Below are 17,528 nucleotides of genomic sequence, written 5' to 3'. Positions count from 1 at the left end.
GTGATACCTAAAACGTCAAATTGTTTTATTTGGCGATCAAGTCTAAGCTATAAACCCTCGAGATGAGCTTCAATTCGTTGAATGGAGCTTTCCTCTCCTGGTTCATCCGTCACAAGTATTAGAATGCTTGACTTCGCTTGAAGAGCGGATTTTGTGCTTTCGCCAAAAACGACTGCAACCACTTTATCGGGCAAAGTTTGTTTGGCCAAATAAGCCTCCGCGTTAGACGGTGAAGTGAAAATGTAGACATCTGCTTCGACCGAGGGAATCTCATTCTTCGGCTCAGAACGATAAAACGGCCAATCGATGATTTGCTCGGCTTTCAGCACTTCTCGCAAGCGCTCAAAGCTGGTCTCTCCCCTGGCTTGAACCACTCGCTCTTCTGCAGAAATTATTCCCTTGAACTCTCTCATCACCTGAGAAGTGTCGGGCGATTTTCCTACGAAATCGGGCTCAATTCCTCGCTCTCGAAAGATGCGTGCCGTACCCTCACCCAAAGCCGCCCATTTGGCTCGATAATCTCCGAAATTTTCGAAGAACATTTCTACTGCAGACGGGCTGTAGAAGAATATCCAATCCGCTTCAGGAGGTCCTTCTCTTGTAATTAGACTCTTTCGAATACAGGAAAACCAGGTAAGTTCCCAAGCTAATTTTTGGGCGTGAATGACTAGGGCTTCGCTTGGCTTATTTCGACTAAGAAATACCTTCAAGGGCTTTGGACTTTAGCTGAGCTACGGCTTCCTGAGCCAGCTTTTCGGGATCGGTACCTGTCAGCATCACGTCGACGGGCCTGTGATTAACCGATTCAGCCATAACGGCGCGCAACTCAAATTCCCCATTACCGGAAGGCAAACAATAAGCACCCAATGGCATCTGACAGCCACCTTCAAAAAGGTTGAGCACACGTCGCTCAATGGACGTAGTCGTAGCGATATCTTCTCGATTGAGCTTGGTCATCACTTCCTTCATCCGCTCGTCGTTCTCGCGGATTTGCAGGGCTAGGGCACCTTGAGCAGGAGCGGGAATAAACTCAGTGGGATCAAAAACGTGCACATGTAGATCACTCACGTCGTGCTCCAAGCGATCGAGTCCTGCTTTGGCCAAAACGATCGCATCGAACATACCATCGCGCAGTTTATTGACACGGGTGGGCACGTTTCCGCGAATATCGTCCAAGCGAATATCGGGACGATGCTTTTTCAATTGCACCTTTCTTCGGGCGCTGGATGTTCCAACCAAAGCTCCCGCTTTCAATTCCCATTTCTGAGAAGTGTCTGTTTTCTCTTTTCGAATGAGTAAAACGTCTCTTGGATTTGCCCGATCAGTGATCGCACCGATAGTCAACCCATCCGGATAATTGGTCTCTAAATCTTTGAATGAGTGAACCGCCAAGTCGATGGTTTTGTCCAAAAGCTCCTTCTCAATTTCTTTCGTGAAAAAACCCTTACCCTCCATCTTATCAAAACTCAAGTGCTGAATAATGTCACCTTGGGTTTTAATTATCTTGATTTCCACTTCATGTCTGAGGCCTTCCAGCTTCGACTTGATATGGTAAGCCTGCCAAAGCGCTAAATCGCTGCCTCTGGATCCTATCGTAATTTTATTGTTGTTCACTATTTGGAATTAAGCATCACCTCTCGCGCCATCTTCATGGGCACGGAAATGTATTTCTTCTCAAGGTAAGAGATCACCTTGTCGAGTACTTCTTTTGATTCAGGGTTGAGACCTTCGATTTCTTTAGCGTAGACTGTGCTCACCGCTTTCTCACGGATTTCTTTCACCTTCCTCGGAATTTCACGCATCGCCAATTCCACCATTCGTTCTTTGTGAATTTGGTCAAAGTCTGCGATACCTTCTTCTACGATGGCCTCGCACTTGGAAATATCTTGAGATCTTTCGTGCAGATTCTTCTCGGCGATAATCCGCAATTCCTCGATGTTAATGTGAGTCAAGCGCAAATCGCTTCTATCGAAAACGCTTGCTTCAATATCGGCAGGAATGGCTAGGTCAATAAGCACCTTAGGCGTCGTTTCCTCACCACAAAGGTGATCAAATAGTTCTCTGCTTACCACATGGCTCTCTGAACCAGTGCAGGCAATTAAAACATCAAAGCCCTTATCGTAGGATTCAAGTTGATCGAGGGCGTAACTCGTCGCACCCACTTGAGCTGCCAATTCAGCCGCCCGTGACTCGGTGCGGTTGAAGATGGCGATATTCTTGTATCCGTGCTTGGAAAGGAACTTGGCCATGGCCTTATTGGTTCTTCCCGCTCCCACCAAAAGCATTCTGGCTTCAGCAGGCACATTCAAGTCTTTTAATTTGTGAAAAGCAAGTGAAACCACCGAGACAGGCTTTCTGAAAATTGCAGTTTCAGTAAATACTCGTTTCGCTGACTCAATATTCTTTCGCATCAAAAGGCGTAAGAATTCTCCTGCCAAACCATTCGCCTCAGCGAATTCGTATGATTTTCTCACCTGGGTGATGATCTCGCGTTCACCAATCACCATCGAATCGAGAGAAGAGGTCACTTTGTAAAGATGCCTCACAGCGTCTTTTCCAAAGTGGATTTCTGCATTCGATCTCGCGATTAGGGCATTTTCTTGAGAAAGATTAAAAAGACCTGAGTCGAGAATATCTTCGGCAGTTTTGACCTGTTTAGATACCATGAAGAACTCCACCCGATTGCAAGTGGACAAGAACATCAACTCCTCTAAGCCTAATTTTTCTTTTAGAGCAGTGAGAATTGTGGCTTGATTGTCCTCATCAATATGGAATTTGCCTACCACCTCAAGCGGTAACCGCTTGTGGTTGAATGCAATAGTGTAAAAACGATTTAGCTCTTCCATATTATGCGTTTGCAAATGTCTACACGGTGCGTCGGCGTAGTGTCATAGAACTGTCAGAAGCTTTTATTTAAAGGGATTCTAAATAAGAAAAGGCCACCTTTCAGTAGCCTTTTCTCCAATCAAATAAAACAAACAGTAAAACTTTAAGCCTTTTGAATAACCCAAGGGACTAGGTCAGAGAGTTCAGGATCACGGCTTGCCCAGTTCTGAAAATTTAGAGTCCGCCTTAGGCGGATGACTGTTTTCAGAGCAAGCGTAACGCAGATATTGGACTCTCTGGTCAGGCACGAACTAGCCACTGCACATTTCACAGTCAGGCCCATTCTCAATCGAACAAGCTTGTGCGGCTATCTCTTCCTCGGTCAATGCTACCGGCTGCTCAAGTCGTGACTTGTCAACGGTAAACTTGATCGCATCGGCTGCAGCTCTGGTTCTGAGGTAGTAAATACCCGTTTTCAAACCTTGCTTCCACCCGTAGAAGTGCATGGACGTCAACTTCGCGAAATTGGCACTTTCCATGAAAATGTTGAGCGACTGCGACTGGCAGATATAGGCTCCTCGGTCGGCGGCCATATCAATAATGGCTTTTTGGCTCAGCTCCCAAGCGGTTTTGTAAAGTGCTTTGAGATTGTCAGGAATTTCCTTGATGTTCTGTACCGATCCATTCGCTGCCATGAGTTTCTGACGCATGTCCTCATCCCAAAGGTTGAGCTTTACCAAGTCTCGGAGCAAGTGTTTGTTCACCACGATGAACTCACCCGACAATACTCTTCTCGTGTAAATATTCGATGTGTAGGGTTCGAAGCATTCATTGTTTCCAAGAATCTGAGCCGTACTTGCCGTTGGCATTGGAGCCAGCAGCAATGAGTTTCTCACTCCGTGCTCCTTGATTTCTTGTCGCAGAACATCCCACTCCCAGCGGTCAGTTGGCTCAACATTCCACATATCGTGCTGAAGAATGCCTTGGCTCACAGGCGAACCTTCGTAGGTCTCGTATGGTCCGTCTTCTTTTGCCAAATCTTTTGAAGCTGTTAGAGCTCCATAGTAGATGGTCTCGAATACTTCTTTGTTCAATTTACGAGCTTCCTCACTATCGAATGGGTAGCGGAGCAATACGAAAGCATCGGCCAATCCTTGTACTCCGATTCCAATCGGGCGGTGACGCATATTACTGTTTCGTGCCTCTGGCACAGGATAGTAATTATTATCGATGATTCGGTTCAAATTCTTGGTCATCAAGTACGATACCTCGAAGAGCTTATCGTGATCAAATTTTCCATCGATGACAAATTTCGGCAATGCTACAGAAGCCAAGTTGCACACTGCTACCTCATCAGGAGCAGTATACTCGATAATTTCGGTGCAAAGGTTCGAAGACTTGATCGTTCCCAAATTCTTCTGATTCGACTTTTCGTTAGCCGCATCCTTATAAAGAATGTAGGGAGTTCCCGTTTCGATTTGGGCTTCTAAAACCTTGAACCAAAGCTCTTGTGCTTTGATAGTCTTGCGACCTTTTCCTTCTTTTTCGTATTTCGTGTAGAGTTTTTCAAACTCTTCTCCATGACAATCAGATAAGCCGGGACATTCGTGCGGACACATCAATGTCCACTCTCCGTTTTCTTCCACTCGCTTCATGAACAAGTCGGGCACCCAGAGGGCATAGAACAAGTCACGAGCACGCATCTCTTCCTTACCGTGGTTCTTACGCATATCGAGGAAATCGAATACATCAGCATGCCAAGGCTCCAAGTACATGGCAAATGATCCTTTGCGTTTTCCACCACCTTGATCTACGTAACGAGCCGTATCGTTGAATACTCTCAACATTGGAACGATTCCGTTTGAAGTTCCGTTTGTTCCTCTGATGTATGTTCCTTTTGCTCGGATATCGTGAATAGATAGTCCTATTCCTCCGGCACTCTGCGAAATCTGAGCGCATTGCTTCAAGGTATCGTAAATACCGTCGATACTGTCTTTCTTCATCGTAAGCAAGAAGCAAGAAGACATTTGTGGCTTAGGCGTACCTGCGTTGAAAAGAGTTGGTGTCGCGTGAGTGAACCAACCTTCAGACATTTTGTGATAAGTCTCAATCGCTGCATCAATATCCTCTTTGTGGATACCAACAGCCACCCGCATAATCATTTGCTGCGGACGCTCAGCCACTTCTCCATTGAGCTTAAGCAAGTACGAACGCTCCAAGGTTTTGAAACCGAAGAAGTCATAGCGAAAATCTCGGTCATAAATAATCGCAGAATCCAGAATCTCTTTATTTTCCTCGATGATGGCATAGACATCATCAGCAAGAAGTGCTGCCGGTTCTCCCGTATTCGGATCGATATAATTGTATAGTGCTTTCATCGCTACTGAGAAGCACTTCTCTGTATTCTTATGGAGGTTGCTTACTGCAATACGACTTGCCAAAAGGGCATAATCGGGATGCTTTACGGTATTGGTAGCAGCTACCTCTGCAGCCAAGTTATCCAGTGCACTCGTGGTAACGCCTTCATAAAGACCATTGATTACCTTCTTTGCCACTTCAATAGGATCTACCGCAGGGTGCAGACCATAACAAAGCTTCTTGATTCTCGCTGTAATTTTATCAAACTGGATCGCTTCACGCCGACCGTCTCGCTTAAGTACGTATGACATATTGTTTTATGAGGATTTAATGGTGGATCAGATGGATTGATTAAAAGTCGGCGTCCATGGTGAAGCTCTTGTCTTCGGCTGACGTATTTGAGACGCTCGCTTTTTGGTACTCGCCTACACGGACCTCAAAGAAGTTTGACTTGCCTTGGAGGCTGATCATATCCATAAAGTCGAATGGGTTCGTTGCATTGTATACCTTATCGTTTCCAAGCTCAACCAAAAGTCTGTCAGCCACAAACTCGATGTACTGAGACATCAAGTCAGCATTCATACCGATCAATTTTACAGGAAGAGCATCGGTTACAAATTCCTTTTCGATGTTTACCGCATCGACTATAATTTTTTCTATTCGTTCCTTTGGAAGCTTGTTTACAATATGATCGTTGTATAGCAAGCAAGCGAAGTCGCAGTGCATTCCTTCATCACGAGAAATCAGCTGATTGGAGAAGCTCAAGCCTGGCATCAGACCTCTTTTCTTCAACCAGAAAATAGAACAGAAAGAACCGCTGAAAAAGATTCCTTCAACCGCTGCGAAAGCGATTAACCTTTCGGCAAAAGAGCCATTATCGATCCAATCCAAAGCCCACTTTGCTTTTTTCTTCACGCAGTCAAGTGTCTCGATGGCATTGAACAGTGTGTCCTTCTCCTGCTTATTTTGGATGTATGTGTCAATGAGCAACGAGTAGGTCTCCGAGTGAATGTTTTCCATCATCACCTGGAATCCGTAGAAGAATTTTGCTTCAGTGTATTGTACCTCCGAGAGGAAGTTCTCAGCAAGATTTTCGTTTACAATTCCATCGCTAGCCGCGAAAAATGCGAGTACGTGCTTAATGAAATAACGCTCATCGTCATTCAACTTATTGCTCCAGTCTACCAGGTCAGCTTCGAGATCGATTTCCTCTGCCGTCCAAAAGGAAGCTTCAGATTGCTTGTAGAATTTCCAGATATCGTTGTGTACGATTGGAAAAAGCACAAAACGGTTCTCGTTCTCTTCTAGAATCGGCTCGGTAATTGTGGTGTTTTCAGGGAGCACATTTTCAATCTCCACTTCAGTTTTGTTAGAGGTCACTTCGGCCATGATAAAATCTCTGTTTTTTTATCGGTTTATTAAATAAGTACGTATAATCCTGACAGGTAAGCTCTTATAGGAAGAGCACGGGGTCGAAGTCGATTAAAAGAGAGGAAAGCTCTCTGGAATATACTCGATTGACCGCCAACAAAAATTGGAAAAAAGGACTCGCAGACCTATCTGTTTTAATTCACATTCGGTTCAAGTTTTCAACACGAAAAGTTGACATTGGCTACCGGCTCAGTAGTAGCAGTGGATACAGAATTTGGAGAATGTTAATCAACGGGTGGATATTCACCTTTGGGGCAAAATTCCCGGCACTATTTTTCGGGATAGGTTTTAAATCAGGAACAAATCAGCATTTTACCAATTGATTCACTGGCGTTTATACCCCAATCCTGTTCTGTTGAAAAATATAGTCCACGGAGAAATAGCATTTTCGATGTGAATGTGTAGAGAACATATTCGCTGTTTTCCTAAGCTAACTGAGCATCAAATGAAAAAGACATAAACGGCCTTCTGCTTTTTCCGGTCTATCCAAAAATTTCATCATTAAAACTCTCAATTGAGTTCTTATTTTGAAGAAGACTCCATCAATTTATCTGCTTCAACGAGCTTGTCGAAAAACTCTCGCCCAAACTTTCTGGTAATAGGTTCTTTTAAAAACCTGAAGACTTTGACATCTAGTTTTGCACCGCAAGATCTGGCAGGATCGCAGATAGGCCAGTGGTGGTAATTCAAAGCGATATAGTCCTTTAGCTGAGTCAAACGAATGGGATATAAGTGACAAGAAATCGGTTTCAAAAAGTCCGTTTTACCTTCTCGATGAGCTTGCTCAATAGAGCACTTAGCGGTTCCATTGTCATCGAAGGAGACGAAGGCACACTCTTCATCGTTGACCAGTGGCGTTACATATTCCCCATCTACGTCAATGGTAAAAACTCCGGTCTCTTCCACTCGATCTATCCCTTCTTGGCGCATGTAGGGCTTGATATCTTCTAATGCGTCTTCAAGCATACTCACCTCTTCCGCCTCAAGCGGAGCACCGCTATCTCCTTCTACACAGCAGGCTCCTTTGCAAGCTGATAAATCGCACACAAACTTTTTTGAAAATAGGTCTTCTGAGAGCAGTGCGTTGTCAATTTGAATCATGGCTCAAAGTTAGGTATTCACCGTTTCAATATCGTCTTGATTACTTTACTTTTGCGCCTTCGAAGGAAACAACGATTTCTTGACTAACAAGATGACAACATGAGCCAAACGGAAGACTTACTCAAAAAGATAATAGGCCACGCTAAAGAATATGGTTTTGTATATCCATCAAGCGAAATCTACGACGGACTAAGCGCCGCATACGACTACGGCCCTTATGGATCAGAGCTGAAGAACAACCTGAAGCTCTACTGGTGGGAGGCGATGGTAAGGCTGAATGAAGAGATCGTAGGTCTGGACTCATCGATCTTTATGCACCCAACTACCTGGAAAGCTTCGGGACACGTTGATGCGTTTAACGATCCGTTGATCGATAACAAAGACAGCAAGAAGCGCTACCGCGCCGATGTTTTGATCGAAGACTACCTCGAGAAGTATCGCCAAAAAATCGAGAAAGATGTTGCCAAAGGAATAAAGCGATTTGGCGATGACTTTGACGAAGCTCAATTCCGAGCGACGAATCCCAACGTGCAGCGCAATCAGACTAAGATTGACGAAGTACATGGCCGATTTAAAGATGCCATGGAGAAAGAAGACTTAGCTGCCGTGAAGCAACTGATCGAAGACCTGGGCATTGCCGATCCCGAAACCGGCTCAAAGAACTGGACGGATGTGCGTCAGTTTAACCTGATGTTCAAAACGGAACTTGGATCTGTAGCCGGAGATGCCAGCACAATTTACCTACGTCCTGAAACGGCTCAAGGGATTTTCGTCAATTTCCTAAATGTTCAAAAAAGCAGCCGAATGAAGATTCCATTCGGTATCGCGCAAATTGGAAAAGCATTTCGAAACGAGATTATTGCGCGTCAATTCATATTCCGTATGCGCGAGTTCGAGCAAATGGAGATGCAATACTTCGTGAAGCCAGGTACCGAGTTGGAATGGTACGAGACTTGGAAAGTGCGACGAAAGAATTGGCACGATTCCCTTGGGTTGGGCCAGGAAAACTACCGTTTTCACGATCACGTGAAATTGGCTCACTACGCCAACGCTGCATGCGACATTGAGTTTAACTTCCCCATGGGTTTTAAAGAGTTGGAGGGAATTCATTCCAGAACCGACTTCGACCTTGCAAGTCATGAAGAGCACAGTGGGAAGAAGCTTCGCTACTTCGACCCTCAAGATAAAGAAAGCTACATTCCTTATGTAGTTGAGACGTCCATTGGTTTGGATCGATTGTTCTTGGCAGTTATGTCGGCGGCATACACAGAAGAGAAATTAGAGGATGGCTCGGAAAGAACGGTCTTGAGAATTCCACATGCCTTAGCTCCAGTGAAAGTTGCCGTGCTGCCATTGGTGAAAAAAGATGGACTTCCGGAAATGGCTCGCCAGATAATGGATCGACTCAAACTCGACCACAACTGTCAGTACGACGAGAAAGACGGGATCGGCAAGCGCTACCGTCGTCAGGATGCTATCGGTACTCCTTTCTGTATTACGGTTGACCATGACAGCTTAAATGACAATAGCGTCACTATTCGAGAAAGAGACAGCATGGCACAAGAAAGGGTGTCTTTGGACAAACTAGAAGAAGTCATCAGCGGTAAGGTTTCGATGAAGGGGATGCTAAAGATGTTGTAGTTAGTATTGAGACTATTACAAAAAAAGCCCCGCTGCGAGATTCGCAGCGGGGCTTTTTGTTTTATTCAATTTCTATTTACTCAACGATAAGCTTCAGTGTAGATACCTTTCCTTCGCTAGAAGCTTGGAGAAGATAAACACCCGGCTCAACATCATTTGTGTTGAATTCAAATCGCTCAGCAGAAGTGATGTTCCATTCTTTTACGCGTTGTCCAAGAACATTCATCAAAGCTACATTCTCCAATGAAACGGGAGATTCTACGGTAACCATTCCATTTGTTGGATTAGGGTACGCATTGAACTCGAATTCATCAGAATTGTCAGTAGAGAGAAGACTAGTAGCAGTCATCTGCATGCAGAATTCTCCATCAGCTCCTTCGTATCCGTCAATCATCACTTGGTAAGTTACACCTGCCTCAGTCAAAAATGAGATTCCCGCAGGATACTCTGTGTCAGTAGCTTGTGGGCCGTCCTCATTACAAGCGACCTGAGTCAGATCTCCACAGTCTCCTGTAAAGATGGCCATTTGGGTATCGCCGTCATCGATGTAATCTGTTACTCCACCGCAGTTTACTGTTTCGATGAAGTACTCATTTCCATCTCCTTCGAAGCTAAACCAAACTGTAGTCGAAACAAGAGGGTCTCCGAACCAGCAGTCAGCTTCAACGTCATTTGGATTCGGATCATCTATTGATGTGGCGCCTACGTTAGAGAATACTCCTGAAGTTTGCGCTTCATCAACGTTTCCTCCTGTGAGGTCAGTAATGCTAATCGCACCTGGACATTCATCGTTAGAAGCAGCCAATCGTGTCATTGACAAGCAGAAATCACCTGCTGCTCCCGCAAAACCGTCAACCATAAGTGTATAGTCTTGACCAGCTACTGTTGGAATTTCCAATCCTGCAGCAAAGTTTCCAGGGGTAGCATTTGGCCCGTCTTCATTACACAAGAATGGAGATTGGAAAATTCCACAGAATCCGATGTATACAGCTATTTGAGTATCTCCATCAGGAACATATTCTTCCGCAGTTCCATTACAGTCGTTTGTTTCCAAGAAGTAAGTGTTTCCATCACCTACAAATTCGAACCACACCGTGTTTTCCAATGAAGGAGCTGAACCAGTACCATCAGGCTCTCCGAAACAATCAAATCCACTTGTTACATCGTTGTCTTCTACAGTTGCACCATCATTCGAAAATTGGCTTGAGAACTGAGCTTCACCAATTGGTCCTCCAAGAAGGTCGTCGATATTGATGGCTGCGGCACAATCATCGTTTACGGGTGGGGTTACAATTCCACACTCTTGAGACACGATATCTGAACTTCGTCGTGGAAGTAGTTGATAGCCTTCGGTAAGTGGAGCATCGCTGTCAAACTGCCCTCCAATACCCGTTACGTCAAACGTACCTGAAGGTGCCGGAGCGCTGTAAAGATCCACATCATTGTCGATTCTTACAGTGTATTCAGTAGAGCCATTGCTTACAGTAACATTGAAACCTGAACCTGAACCGGTCCATTGTCCCGGATCAACCAAGAATACACATTCCAATTTAACCAACTGAGATTCCATGGCGTCAGTATATTCTGTGATTACGGTTGGCTCTGCGATTTCATTTCCTTGAGAAATCAAGTTTATAGAGGAAGGACTCATTTGAGTGAGTCCTGCAAACTGGTTGATCGTACCTGTGAGTACAATACTGTCTCCTTCTGTCACGACGTAGTCGTCTACCAAACCATTGGAATAAACTCCTACTCCACCAGTCTGGTCAATTATTGTAAACGAAGTACCCGTACCATTCATGTTCTCGCCATATACGAGACCTGCCACGGTAAATTCCGTACCATTGTTTACTGCTACTCCGGTAGCATCTTCCTCAGCGGCTGTCGCGATGTCAGTAAGCTCAATTTCCGTATCATCATCTTGAATAGTCAAGGTCAATTCTCCCGTTGCAAGGGTGGCTCCATTCGTTGCATTCTGAAGTGTGAAGATCACCGTGCGGTCATCATTTGGATCTAAGTCATCCAAAATTTCTACCTCAAATGTTTGCGCAGTAGCGTCGCTTGCATTGAAAGTTAATACTGTAGGATCAGTGAAGTTGTAGTTTGTTCCGTTCGCGGCAGTACCACCGGTCACTGCTACATCAACAGTTGTCTCTACATCAGCAGGGTTGATGATCTCAACAGAGATAGTAATTGTTCCGGCAGATTCATCTTCGCCAATGGCTGAAGCTTCAAATGCCAATCCAAGTTCACTCGCATCTTCGTTTAAAACGACATCTGCTGCGTCTCTGGGAAAAAGTTTGAAGTCACCGAAGCTGTAAAAAGCCACACCTGTAAGGTCATACCCCACTAGTAGCTGAGGATCTGCATCGTACAATTCATCGTCTACTCTGTAGTCTCCTGATCCGTCGTTGATCGACCATTCGCCAAATCCCAAGTCGTTATCCGTACATGTTACGTCTAGTACTTGAATTAAAACGTTTTCAAATTCTTCCACTCCTGCTTCAGCTGTAGTAAGTACTTCCGCTGCAGGAAGGGCATTCCCCATTGACTCAACTACAAGTTCAGTTACGTTGTTGATTCGAGTCAATCCGAAGTTTTCTTGAACGATTCCAGTCACGGTAACGTCGTCTCCAACTGCTACGGTAGGGTTGTCACCTCTTACAAATATTCCACTCCAAGCACCTGTTCCATCTTGAATCCAGTATCCTTCATCATAAACAGCTGTTACGATACCTGAGGTAATCACGATTTGATCTACGAGCGGAGAATCTCCACTCGGGTCAGTCGTTTCTTGAATTTCCTGAATCGTAGCTTCTACGGGGTCACCTCCGCCACCTTCGGTAGAGTATGTTCCTGCAGGAAACGGAAAAGCAGCTTCTGCGTTGGTCAAAAATCCGTCTAGCAGACCTACACCTTCTACAGGCCATTCTGATTCTGTGAATGTAGTAGATGGACCTGTGCCGTTTTGGCGATAAGCCCAACCATCGGTATAATCCCAAGATTCACCATCTCCATTTACGTTGATGTCTCCGAATACGTCTACTACTACATCATTTAGGAAAAGCTCAACAGCATCATCTCCGTTGATTGCAGCTGCTCCTGAAAAATAATCGGCATCAAAACCGAAATAACCACTAAACAATACATCATCACCTCCGTCAGCAGAACTAACGTAAATAAAGTCTCCTGCGGATGCGGCGTCGGCAGGGAATACAAATTCAACACCGTCGGAGCCTCCGCCATTGTTAGCAGATCCTATTCCGTAGACGCTAAGATCAGCAATATCATTGATCACATAAAGTTCGATGGCCTTAGGTTTCCCCCCTGTAAGGTCTCCATCTACGACTCCTGAAATCAGAAGATCGCTCTGCGCAACAGCTGACTGAAAAGTCATAAGCATTGCTGCAAATAGCAAGAAGTAAATTTTCTTCATTTTAATTGGGTTTAATTTTGGGTGCAAAAGTATGAGTTAACGCCAAGTTAAGAAGTTTGTAGGAGTTAACTATTTGTTATTAAAAGTTGTCATTGTTTGAGGCCCACCGATCGAACAGAAAGAGAGACAAGTATCAGCGGCAACATCAATTCTTTCTGAAAGGATCTTGTTCTCGGCGGGGGACCAATCGCCCAATACATAATCTATTTGCCCGCCCTTGTGAAACTGGTCTCCTATACCCACTCTAAGGCGAGCATAATCTTGCCTTCCCAAAATGGCATTGATATTCTTGAGGCCATTATGACCGCCATCGCTTCCTTTCATTCGTAGCCTCTGCTTGCCATAAGGCAAAGCCAGATCATCCGTTACTACAAGAAGCTTTTCAATGGGAATCTTTTCTTTCTGGAGCCAGTAGTTCACAGCCTTTCCACTGAGATTCATAAATGTGTTTGGCTTCAAAATAATCAAGGTTCTACCCCTGTGTTTTATGGTCGATACAGCGCCATACCTTTCCTCTGAAAACAAAGCAGCCGATCGCTCTACGAGAGCGTCGGCTACTTTGAATCCTATATTGTGGCGGGTGTTGAGATACTTATCACCCACATTGCCCAAACCGACTACGAGATATTTCAAGGTATCGGTTGAGTTAGGTTTATTCTTCGGCAGGAGCTTCAGAAGAGGCTTCAGCAGCTTCGCCTTCAGCACCCTCTTCACCTTCTTCACCTTCTTCTTCTTCGTCCTCATCAACAGCACCACGGGCCATTTTCACTCCTACTACTACCGCTTTTGGGTTGTGCAGAATCGTAGCGGATGGTAAGCTCAAGTCTTCAACTCGAATGAATTGACCAATACGTAGTTTTGAAATATCAACTTCTACTGCTTCCGGAAGATCGGCAGGGATACCTTTGATATTAACTCGACGGAAGTTTGCCAAAAGGCGCCCCCCGTTTCTTACTCCGATTGAATTTCCTGATAATCTTAGAGGAAGCTCCATTCTAACAGATTTTCCTTCAATCAGCTCCAAGAAATCAACGTGGATTGTTTCATCGGTTACCGGGTGAAATTGGATATCGCGAATGATCGCTTTCACCTTTGTTCCGCCCAAGTCCAATTCATAGATAAATACATCCGGCGTGTAGATGAACTTGTTAAAATCTATGGCATTAATGGAAAAGTGTTTTTGGTCTTCGCCACCGTAAAGAACACAAGGAATATTTCCCTCTGCTCTGACGAGACTAGCATCTTTTTTCCCTACGTTCTCTCTGGGAGAACCGCTCAACGATACTGTTTTCATTTTTGATTGTGTTTATGAAACGATAAAATATTTGCTAATGGATTGGTAATTGATCGCGCTGTGAATAACGTCTGCAAAAAGATCTGCAATGGTCAATACACGGATTTTATCACTCTTCTTTTTAAGAGGAATGGTGTCGGTAACAATCAATTCTTTGATAGTAGACTTTTCGATTCTATCGTAAGCTGGTCCTGAAAGTACTGCGTGGGTGCAAAGAGCACGAACGCTTTTAGCACCTCGGTCCATCATCATGTCAGCAGCAGTAGTCAATGTACCTGCTGTATCAATAATGTCGTCTACTAGTAGTACATCTTTTCCTTCCACATCTCCGATTACCGTCATGCTCTCAATTTGGTTGGCGACTTTTCTCTGCTTGTAGCAGATGGCCATGTCCACATTCAGATACTTGGCGTAAGCATTTGCCCGCTTGGTTCCTCCCGTATCAGGGGCAGCCATAATCAAGTTTGAAGTATCAAGAGTCTCGATGAAAGGCAAGAAAATGGAAGATGCGAAGAGGTGATCTACGGGTACTTCAAAAAATCCTTGGATTTGATCTGCATGAAGATCCATAGTCATCACCCGATCAACTCCTGCCGCAGTGAGTAAGTTGGCTACCAATTTGGCACCGATTGCTACTCGTGGCTTATCTTTTCTGTCTTGTCTGGCAAAACCAAAATAAGGCAGTATGGCAACAATTCTTTTGGCAGACGCTCTTTTGGCAGCGTCTACCATGAGGAGCAGTTCCATCAAATTATCTGAGGGTGGAAAGGTGGACTGGATGATAAAAACATCGTTTCCACGAATACTCTCCTCGTAAGAAATCTGGAACTCACCGTCACTGAATTTGGACATCTTCAGATTTCCTAATTCCTGACCGTACGCTCGCGCGATTCTCGTTCCGATATCTTCGGATGCGCTTCCTGCGAATATTTTGACTGAGTTACTCATCTTTAAAAGGGCTGCAAAGCTACGATTATGGCACTGACATCCAAAGAAATATTGCCCGCAAATTTAGCCTTTTGAGATTTTGTTTGGCTTATTGGTCTGAATGAGTAATTTTGCCGCTCTTAATTTTGGTTGGAATAATTGATAATTATCAAATCGCACGACCGATTTTAATGCCCGGGTGGCGGAACTGGTAGACGCGCTGGATTCAAAATCCAGTTCTTTCGGGAGTGCGGGTTCGATTCCCGCCCCGGGTACAAAAACAAAGCGAGAGTGGAAGCGGTGAGCGCCTACTCTCGCTTTTTTTATTCCGTATATCATGTTGACTCTACTCAACACCGAAAGAGCTTTCACTTAATTTAACTTACCTCCTCGGCAACCATAGCCCATAATTCCGTTTTATCTTCGCGTTTATGATTGCAGAAGGAGTTCTAACATTTGAAAACAAGGCAAAACAGCACCGATATGACGTGGCTTATTTACGAATGGCAGCTGAGTGGAGCAAATTGTCGCATTGCAATAGAAAGCAAGTAGGAGCTATTATTGTAAAGAATGGCATGATCATTTCTGATGGATACAACGGTACGCCTGCGGGATTTGACAATTGCTGTGAAGATGGTACAGGAGAAACGCATTGGTTTGTGCTTCACGCTGAAGCGAATGCTATAACCAAGGTGGCCCGCTCGACCAACAATGCACAGGATGCTACGTTATACTTAACCTTATCTCCTTGCAAAGATTGCAGCAAGCTTATTCTTCAAGCCGGTATCCTGAGAGTGGTATTTGCCAAACTCTACAAAGACGGTGAAGGCGTTAAGCTGTTGAGAGATGCGGGAATAGAAGTTGAACACATTGAACAACCGGAATGAATCAAAATTCGAACAGAAATAAACTGATTATCTACTATCCGCTAATGCTGGCCTTTATGCTCGTATTCGGTATTTATCTGGGCACCTTTTTCTCAGATGATGGCTCGAGGAGTTTCTTGCCTACACGCAGCTCGTCCAACGCTGACAAGATCACTCAGATCATCAGCTACATTGACCGTGAGTATGTCGATACGGTAGCGAAGAATCAGATGATCGAAAAAGCGATTTCCTCCATTTTGGAAGATCTGGACCCACACTCATACTACATCAGCGCTGAAGAGATGGCCGCATACACAGAACCGCTGGAAGGAAATTTTGAGGGAATAGGTGTAGAGTTCTTGATTCAAAACGACACTGTAAGAGTAGTCGCCGCGCTTGATGGCGGACCCAGCCAAGAGCTAGGTATTCAAGCCGGAGACAAGATCATTAATGTCGATGATGAAAACATCGCGGGTGTAGGAATTAAGAATGATGACGTGATTTCCCGACTCAAAGGTGAGGGTGGAACTTTGGTGAAGGTCGATGTTCTACGAAATCGCAAGCTTATTCCTTATGAAATCATCAGAGGTACTATTCCTATCAATAGCATAGCCACTTCTCAAATTATTGACAATTCGATTGGCTACATTAAAATCAGCAGATTTGCACGGACCACTTATGATGAATTTGCCCAAAGTGCCCAACAACTTATGGATGAGGGTATGAGCGAATTGGTGATAGATCTGAGAGGGAATGGCGGTGGATACTTGACTGCTGCAGTGCAAATCGCAGAAGAATTTCTGCAAAAAGGGCAACTCATTGTCTACACCGAAGGAAAGTCCAGTCCTAAAAAATCATATTTCGCATCCAAGAGAGGGGAATACTCGGATATTCCTTTGGCTATCTTAATTGACCAAGGATCAGCCTCAGCATCTGAGATATTAGCTGGGGCCATTCAGGACAATGATAGAGGAGTGATAGTTGGTCGTCGATCCTTTGGAAAAGGACTCGTTCAAGAACACATGAGCCTACCTGATAATTCAGCATTACGGCTTACTGTAGCTCGTTACTACACACCTTCAGGCCGAAGTATCCAGAAACCATACGGTGAAGATATCGACTACGAAGCCGATTACGAAAATCGATTTGAAACAGGTGAACTCGTTTCTGCAGACAGCATCCATTTTCCTGATTCGCTCCAGTACGTGACCCCTGGCGGACGCATCGTTTACGGAGGTGGTGGGATCATGCCCGACATTTTCGTTGGACTTGATACCGTGGGAGCGTCTGAATACTTAAGCATAGTAAGCTACCGAGGCATTCTGAACCAATTCGGCTTCGACTATGCCGACGCTCATCGAACAGACCTTGAAAGTTTTGAAGGTTACAAAGAGTTTGAACGCGACTTTAATGTGGACACAAACCTATTTGACAGTTTTGTGGGTTATGCTGAAGAGAAGGGGGTTACTCCCGACACAGGCGGTATCAAACTTTCAAAAGAAGTCTTGGAACTTCGCATAAAAGCTTACATCGCCAGAAACATTTGGGGCAACGATGGCTTTTACGCCATTATGAATGATGACGATAAGGTGATTAGGGAAGCTCTGATTTCCATTTCAGATACGGCATCTTTATAGAGCACTGACAA

General features: G+C 44.6%; 13 protein-coding genes and 1 tRNA gene. 4 read left to right on the top strand and 10 right to left on the bottom strand.

Annotation, left to right across the window (positions count from 1 at the left end):
* Positions 1-47: 47 nt before the first annotated feature.
* The 6 genes from O3Q51_03460 to O3Q51_03435 all read right to left on the bottom strand — a co-directional run bounded on the left by O3Q51_03460 (position 48) and on the right by O3Q51_03435 (position 7,716).
* A complete protein-coding gene (locus O3Q51_03460) occupies positions 48-710 on the bottom strand; it encodes a uroporphyrinogen-III synthase (protein MCZ4407850.1) in 663 nt (220 codons plus the stop codon).
* The gene (gene hemC / locus O3Q51_03455) at positions 694-1,614 is read right to left on the bottom strand and encodes a hydroxymethylbilane synthase (protein MCZ4407849.1); all 921 of its coding nucleotides are present in this window, start codon (positions 1,612-1,614) and stop codon (positions 694-696) included. Before hemC ends, O3Q51_03460 begins: the two co-directional genes overlap by 17 nt.
* The gene (gene hemA / locus O3Q51_03450) at positions 1,614-2,846 is read right to left on the bottom strand and encodes a glutamyl-tRNA reductase (protein MCZ4407848.1); all 1,233 of its coding nucleotides are present in this window, start codon (positions 2,844-2,846) and stop codon (positions 1,614-1,616) included. The genes hemC and hemA overlap by 1 nt, the downstream gene beginning before the upstream one ends.
* Positions 2,847-3,137: 291 nt before the next feature.
* Positions 3,138-5,495, bottom strand: coding sequence for a ribonucleoside-diphosphate reductase subunit alpha (locus O3Q51_03445; GenBank protein ID MCZ4407847.1), 2,358 nt, complete (start codon positions 5,493-5,495; stop codon positions 3,138-3,140).
* Positions 5,496-5,535: 40 nt separating this feature from the next.
* Positions 5,536-6,573 (bottom strand): ribonucleotide-diphosphate reductase subunit beta, encoded by a 1,038-nt coding sequence (locus O3Q51_03440; GenBank protein MCZ4407846.1) that lies wholly within the window; start codon positions 6,571-6,573, stop codon positions 5,536-5,538.
* 564 nt (positions 6,574-7,137) lie between these two features.
* Positions 7,138-7,716: a DUF3109 family protein gene (locus tag O3Q51_03435; GenBank protein MCZ4407845.1), complete on the bottom strand. Its 579-nt coding sequence runs from the start codon at positions 7,714-7,716 to the stop codon at positions 7,138-7,140.
* 99 nt (positions 7,717-7,815) lie between these two features.
* On the opposite strand from O3Q51_03435, the gene O3Q51_03430 reads away from it, so the two are divergent.
* Positions 7,816-9,357, top strand: coding sequence for a glycine--tRNA ligase (locus O3Q51_03430; protein ID MCZ4407844.1), 1,542 nt, complete (start codon positions 7,816-7,818; stop codon positions 9,355-9,357).
* A 76-nt stretch (positions 9,358-9,433) separates the two neighbouring features.
* Here O3Q51_03430 and O3Q51_03425 read toward each other — a convergent pair whose 3' ends face one another.
* The 4 genes from O3Q51_03425 to O3Q51_03410 all read right to left on the bottom strand — a co-directional run bounded on the left by O3Q51_03425 (position 9,434) and on the right by O3Q51_03410 (position 15,035).
* Entirely contained in the window at positions 9,434-12,793 is a 3,360-nt protein-coding gene (locus tag O3Q51_03425) for a T9SS type A sorting domain-containing protein (GenBank protein MCZ4407843.1), read from the bottom strand.
* A gap of 69 nt (positions 12,794-12,862) precedes the next feature.
* Positions 12,863-13,426 (bottom strand): aminoacyl-tRNA hydrolase, encoded by a 564-nt coding sequence (gene pth / locus O3Q51_03420; protein ID MCZ4407842.1) that lies wholly within the window; start codon positions 13,424-13,426, stop codon positions 12,863-12,865.
* Between the two features lie 19 nt (positions 13,427-13,445).
* Complete coding sequence (locus tag O3Q51_03415; protein MCZ4407841.1) at positions 13,446-14,087, bottom strand: 50S ribosomal protein L25; 642 nt, start codon at positions 14,085-14,087, stop codon at positions 13,446-13,448.
* A gap of 12 nt (positions 14,088-14,099) precedes the next feature.
* Positions 14,100-15,035 carry a ribose-phosphate pyrophosphokinase gene (locus O3Q51_03410; GenBank protein ID MCZ4407840.1) on the bottom strand — a complete coding sequence of 312 codons (936 nt, stop codon included), beginning with the start codon at positions 15,033-15,035 and terminating at the stop codon, positions 14,100-14,102.
* Between the two features lie 172 nt (positions 15,036-15,207).
* Here O3Q51_03410 and O3Q51_03405 point away from each other — a divergent pair.
* The 3 genes from O3Q51_03405 to O3Q51_03395 all read left to right on the top strand — a co-directional run bounded on the left by O3Q51_03405 (position 15,208) and on the right by O3Q51_03395 (position 17,517).
* Positions 15,208-15,289: transfer RNA gene (locus O3Q51_03405), tRNA-Leu, on the top strand.
* 156 nt (positions 15,290-15,445) lie between these two features.
* Complete coding sequence (locus O3Q51_03400) at positions 15,446-15,901, top strand: dCMP deaminase family protein (GenBank protein ID MCZ4407839.1); 456 nt, start codon at positions 15,446-15,448, stop codon at positions 15,899-15,901.
* Complete coding sequence (locus tag O3Q51_03395; GenBank protein ID MCZ4407838.1) at positions 15,898-17,517, top strand: S41 family peptidase; 1,620 nt, start codon at positions 15,898-15,900, stop codon at positions 17,515-17,517. The genes O3Q51_03400 and O3Q51_03395 overlap by 4 nt, the downstream gene beginning before the upstream one ends.
* Positions 17,518-17,528 lie beyond the last annotated feature (11 nt).

It is taken from the genome of Cryomorphaceae bacterium 1068 (genome assembly GCA_027214385.1).
Lineage (GTDB): Bacteria > Bacteroidota > Bacteroidia > Flavobacteriales_D > Cryomorphaceae > JAKVAV01.
The sequence above is the reverse complement of the archived record's forward strand: the minus strand, read 5'-3'. Positions and strand labels throughout refer to the sequence as shown.

Coding starts and splice junctions, on each gene's coding strand:
- hemA (MCZ4407848.1), bottom strand. CDS start 2,846: ATGGAAGAGCTAAATCGTTTTTACACTATTGCATTCAACCACAAGCGG.
- O3Q51_03445 (MCZ4407847.1), bottom strand. CDS start 5,495: ATGTCATACGTACTTAAGCGAGACGGTCGGCGTGAAGCGATCCAGTTT.
- O3Q51_03440 (MCZ4407846.1), bottom strand. CDS start 6,573: ATGGCCGAAGTGACCTCTAACAAAACTGAAGTGGAGATTGAAAATGTG.
- O3Q51_03435 (MCZ4407845.1), bottom strand. CDS start 7,716: ATGATTCAAATTGACAACGCACTGCTCTCAGAAGACCTATTTTCAAAA.
- O3Q51_03430 (MCZ4407844.1), top strand. CDS start 7,816: ATGAGCCAAACGGAAGACTTACTCAAAAAGATAATAGGCCACGCTAAA.
- O3Q51_03425 (MCZ4407843.1), bottom strand. CDS start 12,793: ATGAAGAAAATTTACTTCTTGCTATTTGCAGCAATGCTTATGACTTTT.
- O3Q51_03415 (MCZ4407841.1), bottom strand. CDS start 14,087: ATGAAAACAGTATCGTTGAGCGGTTCTCCCAGAGAGAACGTAGGGAAA.
- O3Q51_03410 (MCZ4407840.1), bottom strand. CDS start 15,035: ATGAGTAACTCAGTCAAAATATTCGCAGGAAGCGCATCCGAAGATATC.
- O3Q51_03400 (MCZ4407839.1), top strand. CDS start 15,446: ATGATTGCAGAAGGAGTTCTAACATTTGAAAACAAGGCAAAACAGCAC.
- O3Q51_03395 (MCZ4407838.1), top strand. CDS start 15,898: ATGAATCAAAATTCGAACAGAAATAAACTGATTATCTACTATCCGCTA.